Origin of the sequence: Oryzibacillus soli, from assembly GCF_051594765.1 — a bacterium.
Lineage (GTDB): Bacteria > Bacillota > Bacilli > Paenibacillales > NBRC-103111 > Paenibacillus_AR.
Map to the genome: position 1 here is coordinate 88006 of NZ_JBPPGJ010000014.1, position 23202 is coordinate 111207.

The following is a 23202-nucleotide window of genomic DNA, read 5'->3' on the forward strand; positions in this document are numbered from 1 at the left end:
GGAGATGATCGGAATGCGTACTCGTTCTCGTCAGGCGAATTTACAGGAGGTATGCTGTTGATTCAGTTATACCTTCTTTGGCCGCCGGTTGTCAATCGGAGGATTGGACACCGGATGCTTTGGAGGGACGGGACGGAGCCTCCGTACCGGCAGTGGGATGTTCGTTCCCGAATCTCCGCCGCTCCGTCCGCTCGATCTGAACGATCCGGCCGTCGTGGACGATGATCTGGACCTGCCCGTACTCCAGTCCTTCCACGCTGCGGCGGATCCGGTCCAGCCACGCGTCATTCAGCTCCAGGGGGCTTCCCATGGCGATTCCTCCTCCCCTCTAGCCTAAGCCGATAACCGCTTCATCGGCTTTCAGGGCATTCTCGGCGATTCCCGTGAAGGGCCCTTCATACAGGTACAGCCGGTGGATCATCACCCAGATGGCTTCCCCCGCCGACAGGGCCGGCTTCTCCAAGGACCGGTACACGGTCAGCCGGTGGGGCCCCACCTCGACCTCCAGCTGCCAGCGGCTGCCGCAGAACAAGGTATCGCGGATGATGCCTTCCTCCGAAGCCAGCGGCTGGGATAGCTCGTGCCGGCGGCCGGCCTCGATGAATTCGGGACGGACGATGGCCTTGGCATGGGCTTCGTAATCCGCGAACCCCTTGATGCTGCCGGGCTGCTCCAGCACCCGGGATTCCCCTACGAAGCGGGCGACGAACGGCGTCTCGGGCTGGCTGTAGATGTCTAGGGGCGCGCCCTTCTGCTCCAGTCTGCCGCCTTGGATGATCATGATCTCGTCCGCCACCTCCATGGCCTCTTCTTGGTCATGGGTGACGAAGACCGTTGTGATCCCCACACGCCGGATGGTTTCCTTGAGCCATGATCGCAGCTCTTTGCGGACCTTGGCGTCGATGGCGGCGAAGGGCTCATCGAGGAGCAGAAGCTCCGGCTCCGGCGCCAAGGCCCGGGCGAAGGCAACCCGCTGCCGCTGTCCGCCGGACAGCTGGTTGGGGTAGCGCTTCTCCAGCCCCTTCAGTCCGGTCAGCTCCAGGAGCTCCTGGACGCGGGCGGCGATGGCCGCTTTTTTCCACTTCTTCACCGTCAGGCCGAAGGCGATGTTATCGAAGACGTTCATATGCCGGAACAGGGCATAGTTCTGGAACACGAACCCGATGCTGCGCTCCTGGGGCGGGAGATCGTTCACCCGCTTGCCGTTGAAGACGATCTCGCCGGAATCGGGCTGCTCGAGCCCCGCCAGCATCCGCAGAATGGTGGTCTTGCCGCCGCCGGACGGTCCCAGGAGACCGATGAGCTTTCCTTTCTCAATATCGAAGCTGACGTCGTCGGACGCCGTATAGGAACCAAAGGTTTTGCGAAGCTGTTTAACCTCCACATGCATGGCCGGTCACTCCTTCTCTTTCAGCAGGGATTGGGCGTGCTTCCATTCGACCAGCGACTTCACCAGAAGGGTGACGACCGCCAGCAGCACCAATAACGAGGCCACCGCAAAGGATGCGGCGAACTTGTAGTCGTTGTACAGAATCTCCACCTGCAGGGGGAGCGTGTTGGTCTGCCCCCGAATGTGCCCCGAAACGACGGATACGGCGCCGAACTCGCCCATGGCCCGGGCGTTGCAGAGGATGATGCCGTAGAGCAGGCCCCACTTGATGTTCGGCAGGGTCACCTTCCGGAAGATACGCCAGCCCTTGGCCCCTAGGGTGGCCGCCGCTTCCTCCTCCAGGGAGCTCTGAGCCTGCATCAGAGGGATCAGCTCCCGGGCGACGAAGGGGAAGGTGACGAAGCTGGTGGCCAGCACGATGCCGGGCAGGGCGAAGATGATCTTCATGTCGTGGTCCTGCAGCCAAGGGCCGAACCAGCCCCGCGCGCCGAACAGCAGCACGAAGATCAGGCCCGAGATGACGGGCGATATGGCGAACGGAAGATCGATGATGGAGATCAGGAAGTTCTTCCCCTTGAAGCGAAATTTCGTGATGGACCAGGCGGCGGCCACCCCGAACAGCGTATTGAGCGGCACGGAGATGGCGGCGGTCAGAAGGGTCAGCTTCACGGCGCTCAGCGCATCCTTGTCATGCAAGGCGGCAAAATACACGTCCGCCCCCTTCTTGAAGGCCTGAGCGAACACCGTGATAAGCGGCAGGACCAGCACGACGCCCAGGAACAGCAGGGCGACGGCGATCAGGATGATGCGTACGGCCAAGGGCTCGCTGGTGGCGCGGGCCTTGGCGGCGGACGCGCCGGTCAGACGTGCGGCAACGGCTCCAGCCATGGGGAACGCCTCCTTATCCTCTGCAGGGTAGTGGGACTATACGGTGGAAGACGGCGGTTATGCATCATGGGTCGACATCCTCCGTCTCGCCCGCCACTGCAGGTAATTGATGACCATGATGAGCAGGAAGGAGATCAGGAGAAGCACCACGGCGATAGCCGTCGCCCCCGCATAATCGTACTGCTCCAGCTTCGTCATGATGAGCAGAGGCGCAATCTCGGTCTTCATCGGCATGTTGCCGGAGATGAAGACGACGGAGCCGTACTCCCCGATCCCCCGGGCAAAAGCCAAGGCGAACCCGGTCATGAGCGCCGGCAGCACCTCGGGGAAGATGACCCGGGTGAAGGTCCGCAAGCGGTAGGAGCCCAGGGAGGCGGCCGCCTCCTCGATCTCTGCGTCCAGCTCCTCCAGCACCGGCTGGACGGTCCGGACGACGAACGGCAGACCGATGAATACGAGGGCGATGGTGATGCCGAGAGGGGAATAGGCCGTTTTCAGCCCCAGCTTGCCGAGCCAGGAGCCCATCCAGCCGTTCTGGCTGTAGATGGTGGTCAGGGCAATCCCCGCCACCGCCGTCGGCAGCGCGAACGGCAGGTCGACGATGGCATCCACGATCCGCTTGCCGGGGAATTTATACCGGACCAGCACCCACGCCACCAGCAGTCCGAACACGGCATTGATGAGCGCAGCGTACAGGGCTGCGGTCAGGCTGACTTGGTAGGAGGCCAGAACCCGGTCGTTCGTCACCGTATCCCAGAAGCGCCCCCAGCCCATGGAGAAGGACTTGATAAACAATGCGGACAGCGGGAACAGCACGATAAGGCTCAGGTAGAATACCGTATACCCCATGGTGAGCCCGAAGCCCGGCAGCACATGGCGCCGTTTGGCCAGACTGATCATGATCGGAACACTCCGTTTCAACCGGTTGCCCGGTATGATGAAATTTGGTCCCCGTCTAACCCCGTCCTCTACAACAAAGATCCCTGCAGATTGGCTGGATTCGCTTGCTGCTGTCGCTCTGCAGGGAGGTAGATCGGGTTATTTGGACGGCTTGTAGATCTGGTCGAAGACACCGCCATCGGCGAAGTGGGTCTGCTGCGCTTTGGTCCAGCCGCCGAAGTCCTTGTCGATGGTCACCATCTTGATGGCCGGGAACTTGTCGGCGTATTTCTTGGCGACAGATTCGAGGCGCGGGCGGTAGAAGTTCTGGGCCGCCAGCTCTTGGCCCTGCTCGGTGTACAGGTATTCCAGGTAGGCCTGGGCCACCTCGCGGGTACCGCGCTTGTCGGCTACCTTATCCACGATGGCCACCGGCGGTTCGGCCAGAATGCTCAGGGACGGGTTGACGATCTCGAACTTATCCTTGAACTCCTTCAGCGACAGGTAGGCTTCATTCTCCCAAGCAATCAGGACGTCGCCGATGCCCCGCTCGACGAAGGTGGTGGTGGAGCCGCGAGCGCCGGAGTCCAGTACCGGTACGTTCTTATACAGCTTCTCGACAAAAGCTTTGGCCGCCGCCTCGTCGTTGCTGTTCTTCGACAGCGCATAAGCCCATGCGCCCAGGTAGTTCCAGCGCGCGCCGCCGGAGGTCTTCGGGTTCGGCGTAATGACTTGGATGCCCGGCTTGATCAGATCGTCCCAGTCCTTGATGCCCTTGGGGTTGCCCTTGCGGACCAGGAATACGATGGTGGAGGTGTAAGGGGAGCTGTTGTCCTTCAGCTTGGTCTGCCAGCCCTCCTTGATGGCGCCGGCTTTGACGATGGAGTCGATGTCGTAGGCGAGAGCCAGGGTGACCACGTCCGCCTCCAGGCCGTCCGCTACGGAACGGGCTTGGGAGCCGGAGCCGCCGTGGGACTGCTTCACGGTGACGGTCTGGCCGGTCTTCTTCTTCCAGTAATCGGCGAAGGATTTATTATAAGCTTCATAGAGCTCGCGGGTCGGATCATAAGAGACGTTGGTGATTTCCACCGAAGGCTTCGGGGACGGCTTAGCCGATTCAGCTGCTGCCGTGGCGCCGCCTGCCGTTGCTGCCGTGCTTGCGCCTGTGGTTTCTTCCTTGCCGCCGCAGCCGGCGAGTCCGGTGACCAGTGCCAAGGATAATGCCAGAACGGACAAGATGCGTGTTTTCATACTCTCATTCTCCCATCGTTTCTCTGATTGGTTAGGTGAAGAACCCCTTGAACTTACATCTGTGGCGGGTTTGTATGAAATCTCCGGCTGTCCGGTCGATTTAACTTCATTAATCCTATGCATTTACTATGAATTAATGTTGTGCCCATTTTACCACCTGGAATTCCATTCCGTCAACGGTTCTTTTCGTAGTGGTATATAGTTTTTTTTGCAAAGTCATAAGATTTACTTATAAACTGCAGCTGCTACGGGGGAACGTGCCGGATGCCTAACACGCTCCTATCCTATTCAAATAGGTGGGTGTTGGTACCTGTCCGGCTTCATTTCCGACCCTTACATCATGACCCCCGGTTTCCCCCATTCCACAAAAAAACGCCTGAACGATGTTCCCGTTCAGACGCTTTCTGTTGAATTGCCTGCTTACAGCCGGACTCCGGCTGAGAAATGATCGTAGTCGTCTCCGGACGGATCGAAGACCTCCCGATCCTCGGGGTCCTCCGCCGCTGCTGGTCCGCCGTTCATATAGGATTCCGGCAGATCCTCCGTGACCGTATGGGCGGGAATGCGGATGCCGTCCAGATTATACGCGCTCGTGTACACGGCAGGCTCTTGCGTCTCCTGAGTCTCGCACAGCCGCCCGCCATGGGCCTGGGTAATCTCCAGCGCCGAGGTGATATCGCCGCGGTCCACCAGCACCTGCAGGGCCGGCTTGTGGTCCGGATGCCGTTGCTCCAGCATGTCCGCCCGGAAGCCGATTTCCTGAAGGGTGTCCAAGGCCAGCAAGGCCGCTTTTTTGTCCGGGAAGATAAAGTAAATCGGTGCTGTACTCATGGGGATCCCGTTCCTTTCCTTTTCTTAAGACTTGGACATAAGGTTCCCCCATCTCCCACACTTTATCCCGAGCCGGGCCGGAGCCGGCAAAGCTGCATGGGTAGCAGCCATATCCCGGACAGCTCCGAATCCTCTCGTTGCTAATACCAAAAAGCCCCTTCCCCGCCGTTGAGCAGGAAAAGGGCCTTTCATCAGCCTTTTCGCGGGCCTCCGCCCCAGAGGCCGAACATCTGGGAGCCCATCCACGATACCCCCGCTCCCAGAGGAATCAGCAGCACACCGTTCACTCCGCTTCTCTGCAGCAAGGCTGTTAGAACAGCCAGCAGCAGAACGAGAGGCAGCGAAATCCAGAGCCCTGCCTTCTGAAAAGCGGCGAACCGGACCGTGTCCTCCCAATGGAACAGGCGAACATAAGACTCCTGCGCTCCGTCCTTGGCGAACTCGGCGGACATCCAGACGTATACCGTGCTGACCACAAGCCAGACGACGAACCGGCCCCCTCCCGGAGGGCTGACCAGGATGGCCATACTAGAGGCCAAGGCGAAGTAGCCCATCACCTTCAGCTTTGCCTTGGTCCGGAAGAAGGCCTTGATCAAGGATTCCGCCAGCACATTCTCCGCCGAGCGCTCCCGGAAGAGCTTGCGGGAGGAGGCGAAGAGCAGCGGCTTCTTGCGCCGAAGCTTCGTCTTCTTCGGAGCCGGGAACCCGCCGATGCTGAGCAGGATGCCGGCCACCTTCATCCGCTCCTGCTGCTCCCGCCGGATATCGTGGAAGAAGGCGCCTCTCATCCGGATTCGGGCCGGCAGCAGCCGGAGCAGCGGCAGCGCCAAAAGCACCGCCGCCGCCAGTTCCGCCGGCCAGCCCCACCGGGGAATAGCCGTCAGAAGGGCGAACAGCAGACCGGCCACAGGCAGCAAGCCCGTCTGGATCAGCACGCTTCGCCAGCCGGAGAAGCGTATGGACAGCCACTGCTTGCCCAGCATCAAGTGCAGCTTGAATAGATAGATCGCCGTGAATAGGTACGCCGTCTGCCCGGGTCCAACCCCGTAAACCCTCGTCAAGAGAGGATAGAAGAGCGCAGCCGCCCCTAGGGTCCACAGCGCATGCTTCGCCATGGAGAAGATCATTCCCCAGCCCATCATGCTGCGGAACCATTCCGTCCGCTGGACCAGGAAGAGCTGGTCCGCCTCCTCCACATAGTACCGCAGAGTCCCGCCGGCGGCGAAGACGAACCATAGACTCCGCATCACCGCATACGGCACATGGGCGAGCCACAGGGGCGGCTCCTTATACAACAGCCCATATTGGTAACCCGCCAGAATCAAGGCCGGGATCACGATGTACAGCGCCACCGTCCAATCCACCGCCATCCGCCAGGAGCGGTATTGAAACCGGATGGAGGCCCGGATCCGCTTGGCGGCTGTTCCGCCTGGTGTCAGCATGTCCGTTCCCCCCTTAAGTCATCGTCTGAAAGCATTCGAACAGGGAGCCGCCCGGCAATCCGCAGGACTCGCGGATCGCGTCCAGATCCCCCTGGGCAATCAATCGGCCGTCATTCACCAGGAGGAAGGACGAGCAGATTTTCTCCGCCGTGTCCAGTACGTGGGTGCTCATCAGGACACCGGCCCCCCGCCGCCGTTCCGTCTCCAGCATGTCGAGAAAATCCTTCACGGCCCGGGGATCCAGGCCGATAAACGGTTCATCCACGATATAGAGATCCGGCTCATGCAGGAACCCGATGATGAGCATCAGCTTCTGCTGCATCCCCTTGGAGAAGCTGGACGGCAGATCGTGCTTCGCCTGCTCCAGCCGGAATCGCGCCAAGAGCGCTCCGGCCCGCTCCTCGAAGGCTTGCTCGTCCATCCCGAAGGCGGAGGCCGCCAGCCGAAGATGCTCCCACAGGGTCAGCTCCTCATAGAGCACGGGCTGCTCGGGAATGTAGGCATAGCTCGGCTTGCCCCCGGCGAATTCCACCTTGCCCTTCACATCCTTCAACAACCCCAGCACCGCCTTGATGGTGGTGCTCTTCCCGGCGCCGTTCGGTCCGATGAGACCGACCAACTCTCCGGAACCGACCCGGAACGAGACGTTCCGGATGACTCCGGAACGCCCTTCGTACCCTGCTTCTTCTATATCCACCCGAAGCTTCTCCATCATTACACCCTAAACCTTTCGACCAGCCGGTCTGAGTTTCATTGCCATGCGCTCCAGCCCCTCCGCGGCATGCGGCGATATCATCCACCGAGGGATGACCTCAAGGGCGAAGCGACCTTTTCTACCACATTGTTCATCGAATTGCACTAATCTTACTATAATTGGAGCCCTTCCTCTATGTCTACCCCTTGAAAAATCATGAAAAAAAGGACCGGTTCCCCGGTCCTGTCGGATGCGTCTGCGAAGGAGCGCTTCTACAAAATCAGCTTGAAGATCAGGTTGTAGATCAGGTATGCCACACCGAACGAAATCGGAATGGTGATGACCCAGGTCAGAATCATCTTGCCGACGACGCCCCAGTTGATGGACTTGAAGCGGACGGCGGAGCCTGTACCGATAATGGCGGACGTGATGACATGGGTGGTGGACAGCGGCAGGCCCATGGCCGTACCTCCCTGCAGAATCGCGATGGAGGTCAGGTCCGAAGCGAAACCGTTCATCGGCTCGATCTTGATGATCTTGCGGCTCACGGTCTCGATGATCTTCCAGCCTCCGATGGAGGTGCCTAAGCCCATGGCGGTTGCAGCCGCAATCTTCACCCACAGCGGAACGTGCATGCCATCCTGAAAGCCGCCGGCCACCAGGGCGAAGACGATGATACCCATGGCCTTCTGGGCATCGTTGGCACCGTGAGAGAAGGACTGGAGTCCTGCAGAGGCGATCTGCATGAGGCGGAAGGTCCGGTTGACCTTGCCCGGGCTCCGGTTGCCAAGCAGCACGACGACCCAACGGATGAGCGTCAGCATGATGAAGCCGAGTACGAAGGCCAAGACCGGAGACAGGATCAGGCCCAGCACGATCTTCTGGAAGCCCGCCCAGTGGATGGCGCCGTTGCCCGCGCCCGCGATGACCGCGCCCGCCAAGGAGCCGATCAGCGTATGGGAAGAGGAAGACGGGATGCCTAAGTACCAGGTCAAGAGATTCCAGAAGATAGCGGAGATCAAGGCGGCGGCCACGATCTCCATGCCGTGCTCGATGTGGAGCGGATTCGCGATGCTGCCGCCGACATTCTTGGCGACGCCGTCGAACAGCATGGCACCTATAAAATTCAAGATCGCCGCCATGAAGATGGCGACCCTGGGCTTCAGCGCTTTGGTGGAGACCGATGTGGCTATGGCGTTGGCGGTGTCGTGGAACCCGTTGATGAAGTCGAACAGAAGCGCCAGAAATACGATAACAATCAAGAATGTCACGGTAATCCCCCTGATATGTCGAAACTTTTGGAAGGGTCTGGAACAACCCTTTATGTCCTTTGACATCATACCATACTTTACATGACTTGTATTAAGATTTTGTTAAGAACCGGGCCGTTTCCCGAAGATTTAACACTGCGTTTACAATTCTTCAAAAATTTCGACACGCGATGGAGTTAGTATAGCCCAAGACTGGAAAAGCATCCGGTTTCCGGTGGATTATCTCGGCCGGAAATACACGCTAACGCTATTACGGCCTTTCAAACCCAACAGAAAAAGCCTTCCTTTGCGGCATGCCGCGAAGGAAGGCTTGACGGTACGGTCTCTGCCGGGCTACATCCGGTTCAAGAAGAACAGCGCCAAAGTTCCCGGTCCGGCGTGGGCGCCTACCACCCCGCCGATCTGGGAGACGAGGAAGCTCTCGCAGCCGAACCGCTCCCGAAGCAGCGCCTTCAGCGTCTCCACCGCTTCCAGATCGTCCCCGTGGGAGATCCCGATCAGCTGCTCCTTCACATGGTCCCCCCGCTCGCCCATGATGGCGGCCATCCGTTCGAACACCTTGCGGCGGCCCCGGATCTTCTCCAAGGGAACCAGCCGCCCGCTCTCGACATGCAGCACGGGCTTGATATTCAAGAGCCCCCCGATGAACGCCGCCGCCCGGCTCACCCGTCCACCGCGTTGGAGATACTCCAGGTTGTCTACGGTGAAGATGTGCTCCATATGGCTGGCATGGCGGGATACCTCACTGACCAACTCCTCCATGGGCAGGCCTTGACGGGCCAGCTCCGCCGCGCGCAGCACCACCAGACCGAAGCCCAGCGAGGCGCACTTGGTGTCCAGGATCTCAAGCTGGAAGTCCGGATAATCCTCGAGCACCTCATTGCGGGCCAGAACGGCCGACTGATACGTGCCGGAGAGCTCCGACGAGAAGGCGACGTACAGGCACGGCTCCTTCTTCTCAGCCAGCTCCTGGAAGGTCTTCCGGAACTCGTGAAGAGGCACCTGCGCAGTCTTGTACACCTTGCCTTCCCTCATGCCGTCGAACATGTCCTTCGGGTTCATCGTTTCTCCATCCCGGAATTCCTGCTCCCCCAGAAATACGAGGAGCGGAAGCACCCGGATGCCGTTCTTCTCCGCGATGTCCCGCGGCAGGTCGCTGGCACTGTCAGTCAATATGGTAACGGGCATAGATCAGGGGTCTCCTTTCGCTTGCGTACGCTTACAACCATTGTACACCAGAACCCCCGCCGGAACAAAAGGGGGGCCCGCCATCATGCGCGGACCCGCTCCGTTCCGGGGACGGCCCATACGCCGTCGAATAGTGTGGCTGCATAGACGCCCGACCGTCCCTGAATCAGATCCGTGACGGGGCCGCCCTGCTTGACCGAGCACAGGTGATACTTGCCGTTCCAGGTCAGAATCCGGTACAGACCCCGGCTGGTGCAGGCATACACCCGTCCCCCCGCCTCCGCCACGGACAGCACCTGAATCCGGCCGAACCGGACCAGGTCGAAGCGCCCCCGCTTGTCGCCGATCATCAAGCTGCCGCCTGCAGCTCCGAGCAGGCTCCCCTGCAGGACGGTGAGCCCTGTGGGCACCGCCTCGAGAGGAATCGGCTCCAAGGTCTGCATATACCGGTCGAAGAATGCCAGCCCCAGCGGCTGGGCCATGAAGATCATTTGCGGGGTCGCAAGCATGTCGTACACCGGCCCTTCCGCATAGTCCGTGCGCACCCAGCCGTCTCCGTGACGGACCCACAGCCCGTCATCCGCCGCGGCCATAGGCTGGCTACCGGTGCTCCGGAGGCGGTAGCAGGGGGCGGTGATGTCCGTCCGCTCCCAGACGGCTCCCCGCAGCACCCACAGCCCCCGGCTGGTGCAGGCGTAGACCGCCGCATGGTCCGACTCCAGCCGGTGGATGACTGCATCCGCAGGCAGCCCGGAGCAGAGCTCCGTCCAGCCTCCGTCCTCCGCCAGAAGGTACGGCCCGCCGTTCATGGAAGAAACCATCAAGCCGCCGTCAGGATGAACGGTGAGCGATGTCAGCAAGAGCCCCTGCGGGCCGGTCAGGAAAGAATGGGGAGAACGATGCACCATGGATCAACCTTTCCATAAAGGAATATGTCTCCATGGTAATTGATAATGATTATCATTGTCAATTAACTTTTTTGTGTCTGATTCGCCACCGGCTCCACGATTCGACCTCTTAACACCCTCCTGCCGCCGTGCGGTCTTCCGCCTGATTCCCCGAATCAGGGGCTCCCGTTCCGGAATGGGACACCGCTTGGTTGATCGCCGACAGGAACGCTTGGGCCACGGCCGACAGGATATCCCTGTCGATTCCGCTTCCGCGGTAGAGACTCCCTCCCGCTTCCACCGTCACTTGGGCTTCGCCCTGCGCCGATTCCGAGGAGGACAAGGAATGAATCTCCATGTCCTTCAGCTCCACGTCCATGGGAACCGCCTGCTTGATGCAGGCCACCACCGCCTCCACCGGACCCGAGCCGGCTGCCGCAAAGGAGGCTTCCTCTCCCGTCCGGTTGTCCTTCAGGGTGACGGAGGCCACCTTGATCTTCCGGTGATTGGAGATGACCTGGAAGTCCACGATGCTGTACGGCTCCGCCTGGGTGTCGGAGGTGTCCCCCCAGATCCGCAGGAGATCGGCGTCAGAGACGAACTTGCGGGCGTCGGCCTCCTCCTTGAACCTCTCGGCGAACCGGTTCAGCTCGTCTTCCGACATCCGGATTCCGTACTGCTCCATCCGGTGCTTCAGCGCATGGCGCCCGGAGTGCTTGCCCAGGACGATCATGTCCCTCGGAATGCCCATCCGTTCCGGGTCCATGATCTCGTAAGTGTTCCGGTTCTTCAGCAAGCCGTCCTGGTGGATGCCTGCTTCATGCTGGAAGGCGTTGCGCCCTACGATGGGCTTGTTGTGGGCGATGGACAGGTTCATCAGACGGCTGACCAGACGCGAGGTCTCGTAGATCTCTTCGGACCGGATGCCGGTGGTGATGCCGATGGCTCCGCCCCGCGTCTCGACGGCCATCGCCAGCTCCTCCAGGGAGCAGTTGCCCGCCCGCTCGCCGATGCCGTTCACCGTGACCTCCACATGGGAGGCTCCGGCTTGAACCGCCGCCAAGCTGTTGGCTACGGCCAGCCCCAGGTCGTTATGGCAGTGGGCGCTGTATTCCACCCGGTCCCCGCCCCGGACGTTGGCGCGGACCCTGCGGAACAGATTGCCGTATTCCTCCGGCAGCGCATAGCCGACCGTGTCCGGAATGTTGATGATGGTCGCTCCTTCGGCAATGACCGCCTCCACCATCTCGTACAGGAAGTCCTCCCCCGAACGGGTGGCGTCCATCGGTGAAAATTCAATGCGGTCCACATGCTGCTTGGCATAGGCCACCATGCTCCTGGCGATCTCCAGCACCTGCTCCCGGCTCTTGCGCAGCTGGAAGTCCATATGGATCTGGGAGGAGGAAAGGAACAGATGCAGCCTTCTCTTGGCTGCGTCGGCGGTGGCCCGGACGGCGGCGTCGATGTCGTCCTTCACGGCGCGGCCGAAGCCGCAGATCTCCGTGTTCTGCAGGAGCCGCGAGATCTGCTGCACCGCATGGAAGTCACCGGGGCTGGCGGCCGGGAAGCCCGGCTCCACCGTGTCCACCCCCAGCCTCTCCAGCTGGCGGGCGATGATGATCTTCTCCTCCGGGAACAGGCTGGCGCCGGGGGATTGCTCCCCGTCTCTCAAGGTCGTGTCGAAAATGCGGATTTTCCGTGTATCCATGTTTTATTCCTCCTCGGTAAGTTAGGGTTTGGGAACGCCAAAAAACCTGCCGTCTCCTTCTTCTGAAAGAGACGACAGGCTCGTGAAAGTCTGCCGCGGTACCACTCTTCTTGCCCGGCATTCGATGCCGGGCCCGCTCCGCCGCGGCCGGTCGGGCCGCGTGCCCTGTAACGGGGGCGAGCCGTCCGGATGTACGAGGGCAGGAATCCACCCTTCTCCATCCGGCCGTTCCCGGGCGAGTTTCAGGGCCCTCCGCCGCCGCGTCCCACCGTCCCGCGGCTCTCTGAAGGTCGTCGAAGCCCTTACTGCTCCCGTTCGTCACGTTCTGAGTCTTGTTAAGCTGATGCCTTGGGGGAGGGGATGGCATAAATATAAAAGCCTGCCGTCACTCCCCCGGTTGGGGAAGAGACGACAGGCTGACCTATCGCGGTACCACTCTTCTTGATTCCCGTCTGCTCCATCGAAGCAGGCGGGGAATCCGCTCGGTGCGGGGCCATGCCATTGCCTGCGCCAGCTGTCCAGGCCTCGGCGGCTCCCGCCATCCCTTCACGGGGATGAACCGTCAGCATGTAGGCCATGGCCATGGCTTCCATCCTGCCGCTCCCGGGCGAGGTTCGGAGCTTCACCCGCTGCGTCGCACCAACCCGCAGCTCTCTGACGGTGTGAATGACTCTTACTGATCCCGTTCTTCGCGTTTCAAGTATAGTTAGAATTTTCTCATAACTATAATACACCGAATTGCGGTTGTCAATACGCGGACAAGAAACTACATTCGTCCATATGAAGCCTGCTTGGTTCCATACGCTCAGGGAGTATCTGGCGCTATAATGGTATCATATGCCTGTATTAGGAGGATTTCCTTATGCCGATTTTTTATCATCCGAATACGAAGCAATTCCATCTTCAGACCCGACATACCAGCTATGTGATGGGGATCTTCCGCGACCGCTACCTCGCCCATTATTATTGGGGCGCCAAGGTCCGCGAGGAGGCCGATCTCACCGGACTGCATGTGCCTGCAGGGCGTGCCTTCTCCCCCACGGTCGATCCGAAGGACTGGCATTTCAGCCTGGATACGACTCCGCTGGAGTACCCCTCCCACGGCACCGGCGACTTCCGGGAGCCCGCCTATGCGGCCGAGCTTCCGAACGGCACCCAAACCACCGAGCTCGCTTACGTATCCCACAGCATCCGATCGGGCAAGCCGGCTATAGAGGGGCTCCCCTCCGTCTATACGGAGAGCGACGAGGAAGCGACCACCCTTCAGATCGTGCTGGAGGATGCCGCCGCCGGATTGCGCGCGGAGCTGACCTATACGGTGATGGAGCAGCTGGACGCCATCACCCGCTCCGTCCGCTTCACGAATACCGGAAGCGCACCGCTTAAGCTGAACCGGGCTCTGTCGGTCAGCGTCGACTTCGACCACAGCGGCTTCGACCTGATCCAGCTGTCCGGCGCTTGGGCCCGCGAGCGCCACCTCGTGCGCCGTCCCCTGGCTTACGGACTCCAGGGCGTCGAGAGCAGCCGCGGTGCCAGCAGCCACCAGATGAACCCGTTCCTGGCCCTCTTGACTCCGGACGCCGGCGAGGAGCACGGGGAGGTCTACGGCTTCAACCTGGTGTACAGCGGCAACTTCACGGCCCGCGCCACGGTGGATCAATTCCGGACTACCCGGGTAAGCATGGGGATCAACCCCTTCGGCTTCCGCTGGCTGCTGGAGCCCGGCGCCACCTTCCAGGCTCCGGAGGCGGTCCTGGTCTATTCGGCCCACGGCCTCGGCGGCATGTCCCGCATCTACCACAAGCTGTACCGCACCCGGCTGATCCGGGGGGCCTTCCGGGATCAGGCGAGACCGGTCCTGATCAATAACTGGGAAGCGACCTATTTCGACTTCACCGCCGACAAGATCGAATCCATTGCCCAGGCCGGCCAGGAGCTCGGCATCGAGCTGTTCGTGCTGGACGACGGCTGGTTCGGCAAGCGGGACGACGACACCACCTCCCTGGGAGATTGGTTCGTCCACCACAACAAGCTGCCGAAGGGTCTGCCCGATCTGGTCGAACGGGTCCGAAGCTTGGGCCTGCAGTTCGGCCTCTGGTTCGAGCCGGAGATGATCTCCCCCGACAGCGAGCTGTACCGCGCCCATCCGGACTGGTGCCTGCACGTGCCGGAGCGCCGGAGATCCGAGGCCCGCAACCAGCTGATTCTGGACCTGTCCCGCCCCGAGGTGTGCGATTACATCGTCCGGGTGGTCGGCGACGTGCTCCGTTCGGCACCCATCACCTATGTGAAGTGGGACATGAACCGCCACATGACGGAGGTCGGCTCCGCCGCCCTTCCGCCCGAGCGCCAGGCTGAGACCGCCCACCGGTACATGCTGGGCCTATACGGCGTCATGGAGCGGATCACAAGCGAATTCCCGCACGTGCTCTTCGAGAGCTGCTCCGGCGGCGGCGGACGCTTCGATCCCGGCATCCTGCACTATATGCCGCAGACCTGGACCAGCGACGACACGGACGCGGTGGAGCGCCTGAAGATCCAGTACGGCACCAGCATCGTCTATCCGGCCAGCTCCATGGGCTCCCACGTGTCGGCGGTGCCGAACCATCAGGTCCACCGCAACACGCCGCTGACCATGCGCGGGGACGTGGCCATGTCCGGCAACTTCGGCTACGAGCTGGACCTGACCAAGTTCACGGAGGAGGAGAAGGAGACCGTCAAGCAGCAGGTCGCCTTCTACAAGGAGATCCGCACTCTGGTCCAGCAGGGGGACATGTACCGGCTGCGCAGCCCGTTCGAGGGCAACGACACCGCCTGGATGTTCGTCTCCGAAGACCGGAGCGAGGCTCTCGTCGGCTACTTCCAGGTGCTCTCCGAGCCCAATGCCCCCCTCACCCGGCTGCGCCTCCAGGGATTGGATCCGGAGCGCCAATACGTGCTCCAGGAAACCGGCGAGGTCTACGGAGGCGACCGTCTGATGCATGCAGGGATCGTCATCCCTCACCTTCATGGGGATTTCCAGAGCCGTCTGTTCCGCTTCATCGCGAAATAGCAAGGAAGGACCGTACCTCCCAAGCGGGGTATGGTCCTTTTTTATAACCGGGATATGGATTCGAGGAGTTCGCCGACCGTCACGTCGCTCAGCTCTTCAACAAGCTTATCCGTCTTGTTCTTCCTTCGGAGCGAGCCGCTTAGGACAATCTGTATCTCTTGGTCTTTATCGACAAGAACGGAATCCACAATCAAGGCGTTGGACAACAGCGCCGTTATAACGGCCAGCTGCTGGGGCGTAAGCTTGCCTAAGCCGAGAGACAGTCCTTTGGCTCCGTTTTTCCCGTTGCCGTTGCCGTTTCCGTTGCTGCTCCCGTTCTTCTTCCCGTTCCCGTTCCCGTTTCCATTGCCATTGCCGTTACGGCCCACGCTCGCCACTTCCGCCCATCCCCCTTCTAGCCGGGAATGATCGTGTCCTTCGGACCGCCTTCCCTTCCGAATCCATAAATAAAAGACAAGATGATCACGATTGTCACGACCAATGTAATACCCCGCTTCAACTCATCCGAATTCTCATCCGCCATCCCGCTTCCCTCCTTAAGCAACGGCCGCTTACTCTTCCCCCTTCACTTCAGAGGCATCCCGGCCGGCGAACAGCAGGGTGAACACGACAACCGTCGCTATAATGATATAGGCATCCTTCCACCTGTTGCTCACTTCCGTTTGATGCTCCGCCTGTTCCTCCCCGGCCCCCATCCTCCGTCTCCTCCTGTTCCAGACGCTGCTTTTCCTTCTATATCATAATCAGAGTAACGACCGAAGTTGCCGGGGCATCCGCCCAATGTGTCCGACCCTTCCGTCAAAGATTGCGGATCCGAACCTCCCGGAAGAGCTCCGCTTCATCCGCCTTCGTGAGCCGGATCTCCAGCACCCGGTCCTTATAGACCGCCTTCACCGACGCATGGTCCACCGCATGGGGGAGCCGGATGTAGAGCTTCTTGCGGGAAGGATCCTGCTCCAGCTTCAGCTGGTAATCCGATGCGTACACCCGCACGTTGCGGATATGGACCTCGGCGGGAATCTCCACCCGCACGATCACCGACGTATGAGTCTCAAACAAACCGTAGTCATAATCGAGCTCCGAAGCCTCCGACGACGAGGTTCTTACCTGGGAGGAAGCGGTCTCCTCCCGGTGACCCTTGCCTTCCTCCTCCTCCTCTCCGGCGGCTCCGAAGGATTGCTTCAGCACCTCTTCCACATATTTGCCGATCCAATCGCCCCCGGCTTCCATTCGGCCCTTTATACCCTGAGGCATAAAGGGAAAGCGGGCGCCCATCAGCTTTTCAAAATGTTCCCAGTCCGGTCCGGACTTCTTGCCGTTTCCCATACCGTTCCCTCGCTTCATCTTCCGCATAATCGGCGGCTCCCGCAAACCGCATTCTACTGCCACTCTTCATCGTATGCAGCATATGGGCGAATGTCACACCCGGGCGGCTCCCCACATAGAATAGGCATACGACTATACACGAAGGGGGCAGCACCATGCCGGCCTTTATTGGCAATATCAAGATCGTCAGCGTCGGCTCCAGCGCCATCGTCCATTTCGGAGACGCCATCTTCCTCTCCCCGACCAGTGCCTCCAAAACCTTCGCCGGAGCCGGCTCCTTCCTGACCGGCGACTTCCCGATGACCAACAACGGCATCAGCGCCACCAACACCAACGATCCCGACATCAACGACGACTCCGTCAGCAAGGTGGGCACCGCATGATTACTTATGTGAACCAATCCATCTGGATCCAGACCCTTCGCGTCAATTCCGTTACCAACTCTTCCGTGCTCCAAGTCGGCTCCGCCGGCTTGATCAAGAGCATCTCCAACAACTTCAACACCGGAGGCTTCACGGGACCCGCCCCGCAGGCCGGAGAGGCAGGCGATGGCGGAGCGTCGGAGGATGGGTCGGACGAAGGCACCAGCGTTTCCCAGGCTTCCTCGCCTCTCAGCACCCAAGCCCCTCTCTTTCCCCTGGTGCCCCTGCCCGCCCTGCAATAGGTCTACATCCCTTCTCCCAAGCGTAGGTATGAGGAAAAAGGGAGGAATTGCCATGGAACCGCAATTGCTGTGGCATCTGCAGGAGCTCCTTCGGAGAACCGGCTGGCTGGCCGAGCAGCAGCTCCGGATGGAACGGCAGCTCCAGGACATGGGGGAGCGGCTGGCGGCCGTCGAGGTACACCTCCATGCTGTGGAAGTGAGCCTCGCCTCCGTGCAGAAGCAGCTGGAGGAGCAGGAGAAGCAGCCGACGACCCGAATCGACAAGATCGAATACCGGTTCGAGCAGCTGAAGGTGGATACGCTGGCGGGAACCCTGCAGATCGGTCTGGCCCAGGGAGCCGACGGTCTCATTGAGGATCTGGCCGCCGGTTCGGCCACCGCCCAGGACGTCAAGCTGTCATCCGGGGATGATGATGGGGATGAGAACGGGGGCGGAGACCGCGGAGAGCCTTACGCCTCCATGGGCCGCGCTCTGGAGGGCTATCTGGCGGCGGAGCTGGACCAGGACATCGACGCAGCGGCGGAGGAGGCGGGGATGGCACCCGCCGAGGCCCGGCGGGAGGAAGTGGCCGAGGATCTGCGCCGGCAGATCCGCCAACGTGCGGCCGTCTACATGAAGCAGATTCCGACCCGGGAAGGCAGTGACGAAGCGGCCGTCCGGACCATGCTGGAGCGCGTCCGCAAGGACGTCCGGGAAGGGCTGGCACAGTTCTACAAGCAGGAAGGAAAGGGGCAGGAGCCATGATTCAACTGAACGTCGTGAACAAGGAGCTGCAGGTCGGCGCCATCCGCATCATGGGAGTGGGCAGCGCCTCCGTCGTCCTGATCGGGGACACGGAGGCCATCGCCACCTCCTCCATCTTCGATACCCCGCCGGAGTCGCTGATCATCGGCCCGCTGGTGCCCTTCGCACCGGAAGCGGGAGGGCGGTGACGCCGATGCCTGTGAGAAGCAGCTTAGTAGGCGGCATCCGGATTCTGTCCGCCCAGTTGAGCTCCATCGTCCAGCTGGGGGACTCGGCCGCCGTCGCTCCCCGCTCGGAGGTGCTTGCAGTCCAACGGGAGGTGGCCAATTACGAGGGAAACGAAGGAGGCTTCGACGCCTTCGCCATCTACCGGCAAAATCTGCTGAGGCCGGTGGTGTACGAGCCCGTTGCCTTTACGGCGGAGAACGAGTGCTCCTCCATCCGGGTGGGAGCCGTGGAGATTCTCGGGATGTCGGTCTCCGCCGTCCTGCACGTCGGCTCCTGCAAAGCAGTCGATTCGGAGAACCGGACCAAGCATATCCGCCAGCTTTTGTCGGGCAAACGCCCGGTTTAGCGGGTTTGGGCGCTTTTCTGGCCGAAACCGGGCATACGTCCATACGGCCCCCACCCCTTTCGCATAAGATACACTACATGCGAGCGAAAGGAGGATGAGATCATGAGCGCAGTAGGAGCTTATGGTGCAGGGATCGGTATTGTCCTGGTACTGTTCATTCTGTTGGTTATCATCTCCCGTCCGTTCGTTGTCTAAGAACCAGCGAATCTGACATGCAAAAAGGTGGCTTCCCGGCGGGGAGTCACTTTTTTGTCTTCGTGCGGGAAGAGGGAAGGGCCGGAGGGGGAAGCAACGGTGAAAAATATCAAGGAAGCCCGCAGCGCCATGAAGGGCCTGAACGGGATCAAGAAGGAGCTGGAGAAAGAGAGAAGCCGTCTGAAGGGGTCCATGAAGACGCTCCGCAAGCATGCCCGGGAGGGCAGCATGCCGGACTGGACGGAGGAGGCATTCTCGCTGTTCCGCTCCCAGGATTATTCGTATTGGAAGCTCTTGAAGCTGATGCGCAAGAAGAAGGTGCTGTAGGAGAGGAAAATCAAAAGGGCGCCCGGCGGGGCGCCCCTTGCTGTGTCAGCCGTGCTCCAGCCCGAGCGGAGAGGGCAGGCCGTCCAAGCTGACGGTATTCTTCTCCCTCCGGTACTCGCGCAGCCCCTCCTCGCCCTTCTGAGCGGACCACCGCTGCAGGGTTTCCCTCTCTCCCTCGTAGGACAGGAACGGAACGGCGTAGCCGCAGGACGTCTGCACCTTGCGGATGTCCACCGTGATGATCTGCCTGGAACCGGGCAGTGCGGGGAACAGGGGCTCCAGCTCCTCCCACTCCGGGGAGCCGGGAAGATGAACCTGTCCGCTTCCGTACAGCCGCAGGATGTTAGGCGGCCCTTCGAAGGCGCAGAACATGACCGTGATCCGGCCATTCTCCAGCAGATGGGCGCTTGTCTCATTGCCGCTGCCCGTCAAGTCCAGGTAAGCGGCCCGGTTGGCCGACAGGATGCGGAAGACGTCATGCCCCTTGGGCGACACGTTCACATGGCCCTCCGGGCCGAGCGGCGCGGACGCAACGAAGAATAGGTGCTGCCTGCGGATAAACTCCTGGTGCTCGGGCAGCAGAGCGTCGAATAATTTGCCCAACGGGACATCCCCCTTCTTGAATCCGGATATATATACCTATTCCAGGGGATTCCAAATAATCCTGCCGGCGCCGGCTAATTCCCCAGCAGCTCCTTACGGTAAGGCTCCAGGAGCTCCGGACGCCGCCGCCGATCCTCATGGGGCACCTGAACGGTAACCGTCCGGCGGACGGCAAGGGGCGGACCCTGCAGCAGCAGCACCTCGTCGGCCAGCAGCAGCGCTTCCTCCACGTCATGGGTCACCAGCAGGACCGTTACGCCGGCGCGCCGGACGAACGAGAGGAGATCCTCCATGAGCCCCAGCTTCAGCTCCCGATCCAGCCCCTTGTACGGCTCATCCATCAGGAGGAGCTCCCCGCTGAAGGCCATGGCCCGGGCCAGGGAGACCCGCTGTTTCATTCCTCCGCTAAGCGCCTCGGGGTAGGCATTTCGGAAGGCCGTCAGTCCTACCTGCTCCAACGCCAGACGCGCCGCCTCCTCCGCCTGTTCGTGGGACATCGTGCTTTCCAGCACAAACCGCACGTTCTCCCAGACCGTCGCCCACGGCAGGAGACGGTCCTCCTGGAAAACGAAGGAGCAGGAGAGCCCCTCCGTCCCTTCGACGCTTCCGCTCTCCGGCTTGAGCAGGCCTGCCAACAGGTGGAGAAGCGTGGTTTTGCCGCAGCCGGAGGGCCCGAGGAGGGCCTGGATCCGTCCCTGCGCCAAGCTCAGGGAGAATTCCTCCAGCACGCGCAGGGAACCGAACCTGCGGGATACCTTTTGCAGCCGGATGCTCATCCCGCTGCACCTCCTCCGCCCTCGGGTCTCCATCTGCGAATGACCCGGTCGAGCAGCGTCTCAAAGATTAGACTCAGGAGCACCACCACCAGGGTCCACGCGAACAGGTCGGTGGATTCCAGATAAGCCTTGGCCTCATAGAGCCTGCCGCCGATGGAGAGCTTCGGATGGCTCAGCACCTCCGCCGCCACGCCCACCTTCCAGGCGAAGCCCAGAGACGTCACGCACGCCGGGGAGAAAAAAGGCACCAAGGAAGGCACATAAATCTTCCTTACAACCGAAGACAGGCTTACCCGGTAGACCCGGGCCAGCTCCAGAAGCTTCGGATCCACCCGCCGGATGCCCTCCGCCATCTGGGTCCACATGATTGGAAAGCACATCAGGAAGCCGATGAATACCGGCACCCTGCCCGATGAGAACCAGAACAGGGCTACCATGATGAACGAGATGACCGGGGTGGCCTTGATGGCCGTCACCACCGGATTCAACAGCACGTACAAGGGCCGGTACAGACCCGACAGGATGCCGAGCACCGTGCCGGCCGCCACGGAGAGCAGGAAGCCGGCGGCAATCCGGCCTACCGACAGCAGCACGTCCTTCCAGAAGCCCGCCTCGGAGGCCAATCCGGCCAAGCGGAGAAGCACCGCCGCCGGGGATGGCATGTACAGCTCCCGGTCCACCGCCCGGTAGACGGCATACCAGACGAGGAGCCAGAAGATGCCGACTCCGGCATGCACCCAGATTTTTCGGCTACTTGGCATAATAGAAGGCGTCGTCCGCCAGCTTGCCCCCGACCGACTTCGGCTCGAAATCGAACAGCACCTGATAGAACTTGTTCAGGAACGGCTTCGCCTCCTGGGCATCGATATAGACGATGTTCGAGAGGGGAATCGCCTTCTTGGCCACCGCCGCATTGGGCAGGATCGCGTGCTTGGCGATGAGCTCCGCCGCTTGGTCGGCTTGACCGTTCACGAACTGGACGGACTGCTTGTATTCCTCCAGATAGGTCGTGAATGCCCCCTTGTTGGCCTGTGCGTATTTCTTCTGCACCAGTACGCAGCCCATCGCCAGCTTGTCGTTGCTGCCGGAGGCCTTGGCCCATTCCTGGGTGATATCCAGTGCTACGCGCAGGTTCGGGTTCTTCATCATGGCCGTCGTCACGTGAGGCTGGGGCAGCAGCGCCAGAGCCGCATCCCCGGAAGCCGCCGCAGCCGCCAGCTCGGCCTGCTGCAGCTTATAGTCCAGGGTCACGTCCTTCTCAGGATCGAGACCGTTCTGCTTCAGAATATAGCGGAAGGCAAAATCCTGCGTCGCCCCCTTGCCGCTCGTATAGATGGTCTTGCCCTTCAGATCGGCGACGGACTTGATGCTGCTGCCGTTCTCCAGGAGCGACAGGACACCCAGGGTGTTCACCGCCGCCAGCTGTACGGCACCACCGGTCTTGTTGTACAGGGTCAGCGCCATATTGGTGGGCACCGCCGCCGCATCCAGATCCCCGTTGATGATCTTGGCCGTCATATCGTCCGGGCTGTCCAGCAGGGTGAACTCATAATCCACGGCCGTCTTGCCTTGGGCGTCGTCCTCCATCAGCTTCGCCATTCCCATACCCGTCGGTCCCTTCAGCGCCCCGACACGCAAGACCGGCTTCGGTCCGGCCGGCTGGGGCGTCTTCGCTGCCGGTACGGTGCTTCCCCCTGCCGGTACGGCCGTCGATGCGGCGGAAGCGGCTGCGGTGGGATCCGCTTTCTGTGCGTCACCGCAGCCTGCCAAGCCTGAAGCCAGCGCCAGCGTGGACGCCAGTACACCTCCGATTAACCTTCCATAAGTCCGTTTCATGTGCATGAACCTCCGCTGCTCAAAATGGAAAAATTTTAATTAACCTCATAGTAGGTGATTTTTTTCACATTTGTCAACGGCCATTCACAGCCTGCGTGACCGTCCGGGGGAAGGTTTCAACATTTCTCCATATTTGGCGGAGCTCGAATCCACATTCCCGAATCAAGGAGGCTCGAGGGAAAAGGAGGAAATTCTGCTGGTTTATAGAATTATTCTTGTGGACTACAAATCGTTTGGAGGGAAGCTACCGGATGAAGCTAACCGTTATTCAGAGTGTTCGAACGAATAATTTCAACGACGATCAACTGATGCAGAAGATTACGGGCTTGTGGCAGGAAGCGTCGCTCCGACTGACGGATCGGGATCTGTTGACCTACGGTGTCTATCATGACTACGAGAGTGACTATAAGGGCGACTATACCTTAAGCGTGGCCGTTGAAGATCGCCAGGGCGAGTCCACACTGGAAATACCGGATGATGCCCGATACGAAATTTTCCCTGTGGACGCAACCGATGAACAAGGAGTCATCCGCGCTTGGAATACGATCTGGGAACGTGAGAATTCAGGTACCCTGCATAGGGCGTACACCTACGATTATGAGAAATATGATCCCCGCGGACAAATTGAGATTTACATTGCCATTAAGTAAATCGAGTTGGTGCGAGCGCCCGTTG

The 23202-nt window shown here is 60.8% G+C and carries 29 protein-coding genes and 1 other annotated feature; of the genes, 9 read left to right on the forward strand and 20 right to left on the reverse strand.

What is annotated here, in order from left to right; genetic code table 11:
• Nucleotides 1–91: 91 nt before the first annotated feature.
• From ACSEXW_RS19115 to ACSEXW_RS19170, 12 genes are all read right to left on the reverse strand, one after another.
• Nucleotides 92–310: a YezD family protein gene (locus ACSEXW_RS19115; RefSeq protein WP_438447770.1), complete on the reverse strand. Its 219-nt coding sequence runs from the start codon at nt 308–310 to the stop codon at nt 92–94.
• An 18-nt stretch (nt 311–328) separates the two neighbouring features.
• Nucleotides 329–1390, reverse strand: a complete 1062-nt coding sequence (locus tag ACSEXW_RS19120; RefSeq protein ID WP_438447771.1) for a sulfate/molybdate ABC transporter ATP-binding protein — start codon at nt 1388–1390, stop codon at nt 329–331.
• 6 nt (nt 1391–1396) lie between these two features.
• Nucleotides 1397–2278 carry a sulfate ABC transporter permease subunit CysW gene (gene cysW / locus ACSEXW_RS19125; protein WP_438447772.1) on the reverse strand — a complete coding sequence of 294 codons (882 nt, stop codon included), beginning with the start codon at nt 2276–2278 and terminating at the stop codon, nt 1397–1399.
• A 57-nt stretch (nt 2279–2335) separates the two neighbouring features.
• On the reverse strand, nt 2336–3178 hold the full coding sequence (gene cysT / locus ACSEXW_RS19130; RefSeq protein ID WP_438447773.1) for a sulfate ABC transporter permease subunit CysT: 843 nt from the start codon (nt 3176–3178) through the stop codon (nt 2336–2338).
• Between the two features lie 138 nt (nt 3179–3316).
• On the reverse strand, nt 3317–4408 hold the full coding sequence (locus tag ACSEXW_RS19135; RefSeq protein ID WP_438447774.1) for a sulfate ABC transporter substrate-binding protein: 1092 nt from the start codon (nt 4406–4408) through the stop codon (nt 3317–3319).
• 420 nt (nt 4409–4828) lie between these two features.
• Nucleotides 4829–5239 carry a hypothetical protein gene (locus tag ACSEXW_RS19140; protein WP_438447775.1) on the reverse strand — a complete coding sequence of 137 codons (411 nt, stop codon included), beginning with the start codon at nt 5237–5239 and terminating at the stop codon, nt 4829–4831.
• 191 nt (nt 5240–5430) lie between these two features.
• Complete coding sequence (locus ACSEXW_RS19145; RefSeq protein WP_438447776.1) at nt 5431–6681, reverse strand: ABC transporter permease; 1251 nt, start codon at nt 6679–6681, stop codon at nt 5431–5433.
• A 13-nt stretch (nt 6682–6694) separates the two neighbouring features.
• Entirely contained in the window at nt 6695–7393 is a 699-nt protein-coding gene (locus tag ACSEXW_RS19150; RefSeq protein WP_438447856.1) for an ABC transporter ATP-binding protein, read from the reverse strand.
• Nucleotides 7394–7647: 254 nt separating this feature from the next.
• Nucleotides 7648–8646 (reverse strand): inorganic phosphate transporter, encoded by a 999-nt coding sequence (locus ACSEXW_RS19155; protein ID WP_438447777.1) that lies wholly within the window; start codon nt 8644–8646, stop codon nt 7648–7650.
• Between the two features lie 333 nt (nt 8647–8979).
• On the reverse strand, nt 8980–9834 hold the full coding sequence (locus tag ACSEXW_RS19160; RefSeq protein WP_438447778.1) for a DegV family protein: 855 nt from the start codon (nt 9832–9834) through the stop codon (nt 8980–8982).
• 83 nt (nt 9835–9917) lie between these two features.
• A complete protein-coding gene (locus ACSEXW_RS19165) occupies nt 9918–10742 on the reverse strand; it encodes a hypothetical protein (protein WP_438447779.1) in 825 nt (274 codons plus the stop codon).
• A gap of 109 nt (nt 10743–10851) precedes the next feature.
• Nucleotides 10852–12429, reverse strand: coding sequence for a 2-isopropylmalate synthase (locus tag ACSEXW_RS19170; protein ID WP_438447780.1), 1578 nt, complete (start codon nt 12427–12429; stop codon nt 10852–10854).
• Nucleotides 12430–12830: 401 nt separating this feature from the next.
• Nucleotides 12831–13128 (reverse strand) — a binding site (T-box leader).
• Between the two features lie 163 nt (nt 13129–13291).
• On the opposite strand from ACSEXW_RS19170, the gene ACSEXW_RS19175 reads away from it, so the two are divergent.
• Nucleotides 13292–15481 carry an alpha-galactosidase gene (locus ACSEXW_RS19175; RefSeq protein ID WP_438447781.1) on the forward strand — a complete coding sequence of 730 codons (2190 nt, stop codon included), beginning with the start codon at nt 13292–13294 and terminating at the stop codon, nt 15479–15481.
• 41 nt (nt 15482–15522) lie between these two features.
• Here ACSEXW_RS19175 and ACSEXW_RS19180 read toward each other — a convergent pair whose 3' ends face one another.
• From ACSEXW_RS19180 to ACSEXW_RS19195, 4 genes are all read right to left on the reverse strand, one after another.
• Nucleotides 15523–15858, reverse strand: a complete 336-nt coding sequence (locus tag ACSEXW_RS19180) for a hypothetical protein (protein ID WP_438447782.1) — start codon at nt 15856–15858, stop codon at nt 15523–15525.
• A 17-nt stretch (nt 15859–15875) separates the two neighbouring features.
• The gene (locus ACSEXW_RS19185; RefSeq protein WP_438447783.1) at nt 15876–16004 is read right to left on the reverse strand and encodes a hypothetical protein; all 129 of its coding nucleotides are present in this window, start codon (nt 16002–16004) and stop codon (nt 15876–15878) included.
• Between the two features lie 28 nt (nt 16005–16032).
• Complete coding sequence (locus tag ACSEXW_RS19190; RefSeq protein WP_438447784.1) at nt 16033–16176, reverse strand: hypothetical protein; 144 nt, start codon at nt 16174–16176, stop codon at nt 16033–16035.
• A 103-nt stretch (nt 16177–16279) separates the two neighbouring features.
• On the reverse strand, nt 16280–16834 hold the full coding sequence (locus ACSEXW_RS19195) for an Hsp20/alpha crystallin family protein (protein WP_438447785.1): 555 nt from the start codon (nt 16832–16834) through the stop codon (nt 16280–16282).
• Between the two features lie 128 nt (nt 16835–16962).
• On the opposite strand from ACSEXW_RS19195, the gene ACSEXW_RS19200 reads away from it, so the two are divergent.
• The 7 genes from ACSEXW_RS19200 to ACSEXW_RS19230 all read left to right on the forward strand — a co-directional run bounded on the left by ACSEXW_RS19200 (nt 16963) and on the right by ACSEXW_RS19230 (nt 19312).
• The gene (locus ACSEXW_RS19200) at nt 16963–17190 is read left to right on the forward strand and encodes a spore germination protein (protein WP_438447786.1); all 228 of its coding nucleotides are present in this window, start codon (nt 16963–16965) and stop codon (nt 17188–17190) included.
• Nucleotides 17187–17471, forward strand: coding sequence for a spore germination protein GerPB (locus ACSEXW_RS19205; RefSeq protein WP_438447787.1), 285 nt, complete (start codon nt 17187–17189; stop codon nt 17469–17471). The genes ACSEXW_RS19200 and ACSEXW_RS19205 overlap by 4 nt, the downstream gene beginning before the upstream one ends.
• Nucleotides 17472–17523: 52 nt before the next feature.
• Nucleotides 17524–18216: a spore germination protein GerPC gene (gene gerPC / locus ACSEXW_RS19210; RefSeq protein WP_438447788.1), complete on the forward strand. Its 693-nt coding sequence runs from the start codon at nt 17524–17526 to the stop codon at nt 18214–18216.
• A complete protein-coding gene (locus ACSEXW_RS19215) occupies nt 18213–18404 on the forward strand; it encodes a spore germination protein GerPD (RefSeq protein WP_438447789.1) in 192 nt (63 codons plus the stop codon). The genes gerPC and ACSEXW_RS19215 overlap by 4 nt, the downstream gene beginning before the upstream one ends.
• A 5-nt stretch (nt 18405–18409) precedes the next feature.
• Nucleotides 18410–18790, forward strand: coding sequence for a spore germination protein GerPE (locus ACSEXW_RS19220; protein WP_438447790.1), 381 nt, complete (start codon nt 18410–18412; stop codon nt 18788–18790).
• 102 nt (nt 18791–18892) lie between these two features.
• Entirely contained in the window at nt 18893–18985 is a 93-nt protein-coding gene (locus tag ACSEXW_RS19225) for a YjcZ family sporulation protein (RefSeq protein ID WP_438447791.1), read from the forward strand.
• Nucleotides 18986–19084: 99 nt separating this feature from the next.
• Nucleotides 19085–19312 (forward strand): hypothetical protein, encoded by a 228-nt coding sequence (locus ACSEXW_RS19230; protein ID WP_438447792.1) that lies wholly within the window; start codon nt 19085–19087, stop codon nt 19310–19312.
• Nucleotides 19313–19357: 45 nt separating this feature from the next.
• Here ACSEXW_RS19230 and ACSEXW_RS19235 read toward each other — a convergent pair whose 3' ends face one another.
• The 4 genes from ACSEXW_RS19235 to ACSEXW_RS19250 form a co-directional block, all read right to left on the reverse strand.
• Nucleotides 19358–19915 (reverse strand): pyridoxamine 5'-phosphate oxidase family protein, encoded by a 558-nt coding sequence (locus ACSEXW_RS19235; protein WP_438447793.1) that lies wholly within the window; start codon nt 19913–19915, stop codon nt 19358–19360.
• A 74-nt stretch (nt 19916–19989) separates the two neighbouring features.
• Nucleotides 19990–20691: an ABC transporter ATP-binding protein gene (locus ACSEXW_RS19240; RefSeq protein ID WP_438447794.1), complete on the reverse strand. Its 702-nt coding sequence runs from the start codon at nt 20689–20691 to the stop codon at nt 19990–19992.
• Nucleotides 20688–21452, reverse strand: a complete 765-nt coding sequence (locus tag ACSEXW_RS19245) for an ABC transporter permease (RefSeq protein ID WP_438447795.1) — start codon at nt 21450–21452, stop codon at nt 20688–20690. The genes ACSEXW_RS19240 and ACSEXW_RS19245 overlap by 4 nt, the downstream gene beginning before the upstream one ends.
• Entirely contained in the window at nt 21442–22527 is a 1086-nt protein-coding gene (locus tag ACSEXW_RS19250; protein ID WP_438447796.1) for an ABC transporter substrate-binding protein, read from the reverse strand. The genes ACSEXW_RS19245 and ACSEXW_RS19250 overlap by 11 nt, the downstream gene beginning before the upstream one ends.
• A 251-nt stretch (nt 22528–22778) precedes the next feature.
• On the opposite strand from ACSEXW_RS19250, the gene ACSEXW_RS19255 reads away from it, so the two are divergent.
• Complete coding sequence (locus tag ACSEXW_RS19255; RefSeq protein ID WP_438447797.1) at nt 22779–23177, forward strand: GyrI-like domain-containing protein; 399 nt, start codon at nt 22779–22781, stop codon at nt 23175–23177.
• Nucleotides 23178–23202 lie beyond the last annotated feature (25 nt).

Coding starts and splice junctions, on each gene's coding strand:
- ACSEXW_RS19115 (WP_438447770.1), bottom strand. CDS start 310: ATGGGAAGCCCCCTGGAGCTGAATGACGCGTGGCTGGACCGGATCCGC.
- ACSEXW_RS19215 (WP_438447789.1), top strand. CDS start 18,213: ATGATTCAACTGAACGTCGTGAACAAGGAGCTGCAGGTCGGCGCCATC.
- ACSEXW_RS19190 (WP_438447784.1), bottom strand. CDS start 16,176: ATGGGGGCCGGGGAGGAACAGGCGGAGCATCAAACGGAAGTGAGCAAC.
- ACSEXW_RS19185 (WP_438447783.1), bottom strand. CDS start 16,004: ATGGCGGATGAGAATTCGGATGAGTTGAAGCGGGGTATTACATTGGTC.
- ACSEXW_RS19205 (WP_438447787.1), top strand. CDS start 17,187: ATGATTACTTATGTGAACCAATCCATCTGGATCCAGACCCTTCGCGTC.
- cysT (WP_438447773.1), bottom strand. CDS start 3,178: ATGATCAGTCTGGCCAAACGGCGCCATGTGCTGCCGGGCTTCGGGCTC.
- ACSEXW_RS19245 (WP_438447795.1), bottom strand. CDS start 21,452: ATGCCAAGTAGCCGAAAAATCTGGGTGCATGCCGGAGTCGGCATCTTC.
- ACSEXW_RS19225 (WP_438447791.1), top strand. CDS start 18,893: ATGAGCGCAGTAGGAGCTTATGGTGCAGGGATCGGTATTGTCCTGGTA.
- ACSEXW_RS19200 (WP_438447786.1), top strand. CDS start 16,963: ATGCCGGCCTTTATTGGCAATATCAAGATCGTCAGCGTCGGCTCCAGC.
- ACSEXW_RS19135 (WP_438447774.1), bottom strand. CDS start 4,408: ATGAAAACACGCATCTTGTCCGTTCTGGCATTATCCTTGGCACTGGTC.
- ACSEXW_RS19120 (WP_438447771.1), bottom strand. CDS start 1,390: ATGCATGTGGAGGTTAAACAGCTTCGCAAAACCTTTGGTTCCTATACG.
- ACSEXW_RS19160 (WP_438447778.1), bottom strand. CDS start 9,834: ATGCCCGTTACCATATTGACTGACAGTGCCAGCGACCTGCCGCGGGAC.
- gerPC (WP_438447788.1), top strand. CDS start 17,524: ATGGAACCGCAATTGCTGTGGCATCTGCAGGAGCTCCTTCGGAGAACC.
- ACSEXW_RS19240 (WP_438447794.1), bottom strand. CDS start 20,691: ATGAGCATCCGGCTGCAAAAGGTATCCCGCAGGTTCGGTTCCCTGCGC.
- ACSEXW_RS19175 (WP_438447781.1), top strand. CDS start 13,292: ATGCCGATTTTTTATCATCCGAATACGAAGCAATTCCATCTTCAGACC.
- ACSEXW_RS19255 (WP_438447797.1), top strand. CDS start 22,779: ATGAAGCTAACCGTTATTCAGAGTGTTCGAACGAATAATTTCAACGAC.
- ACSEXW_RS19220 (WP_438447790.1), top strand. CDS start 18,410: ATGCCTGTGAGAAGCAGCTTAGTAGGCGGCATCCGGATTCTGTCCGCC.
- ACSEXW_RS19170 (WP_438447780.1), bottom strand. CDS start 12,429: ATGGATACACGGAAAATCCGCATTTTCGACACGACCTTGAGAGACGGG.
- ACSEXW_RS19140 (WP_438447775.1), bottom strand. CDS start 5,239: ATGAGTACAGCACCGATTTACTTTATCTTCCCGGACAAAAAAGCGGCC.
- ACSEXW_RS19195 (WP_438447785.1), bottom strand. CDS start 16,834: ATGCGGAAGATGAAGCGAGGGAACGGTATGGGAAACGGCAAGAAGTCC.
- ACSEXW_RS19145 (WP_438447776.1), bottom strand. CDS start 6,681: ATGCTGACACCAGGCGGAACAGCCGCCAAGCGGATCCGGGCCTCCATC.
- ACSEXW_RS19150 (WP_438447856.1), bottom strand. CDS start 7,393: ATGGAGAAGCTTCGGGTGGATATAGAAGAAGCAGGGTACGAAGGGCGT.
- cysW (WP_438447772.1), bottom strand. CDS start 2,278: ATGGCTGGAGCCGTTGCCGCACGTCTGACCGGCGCGTCCGCCGCCAAG.
- ACSEXW_RS19165 (WP_438447779.1), bottom strand. CDS start 10,742: ATGGTGCATCGTTCTCCCCATTCTTTCCTGACCGGCCCGCAGGGGCTC.
- ACSEXW_RS19250 (WP_438447796.1), bottom strand. CDS start 22,527: ATGAAACGGACTTATGGAAGGTTAATCGGAGGTGTACTGGCGTCCACG.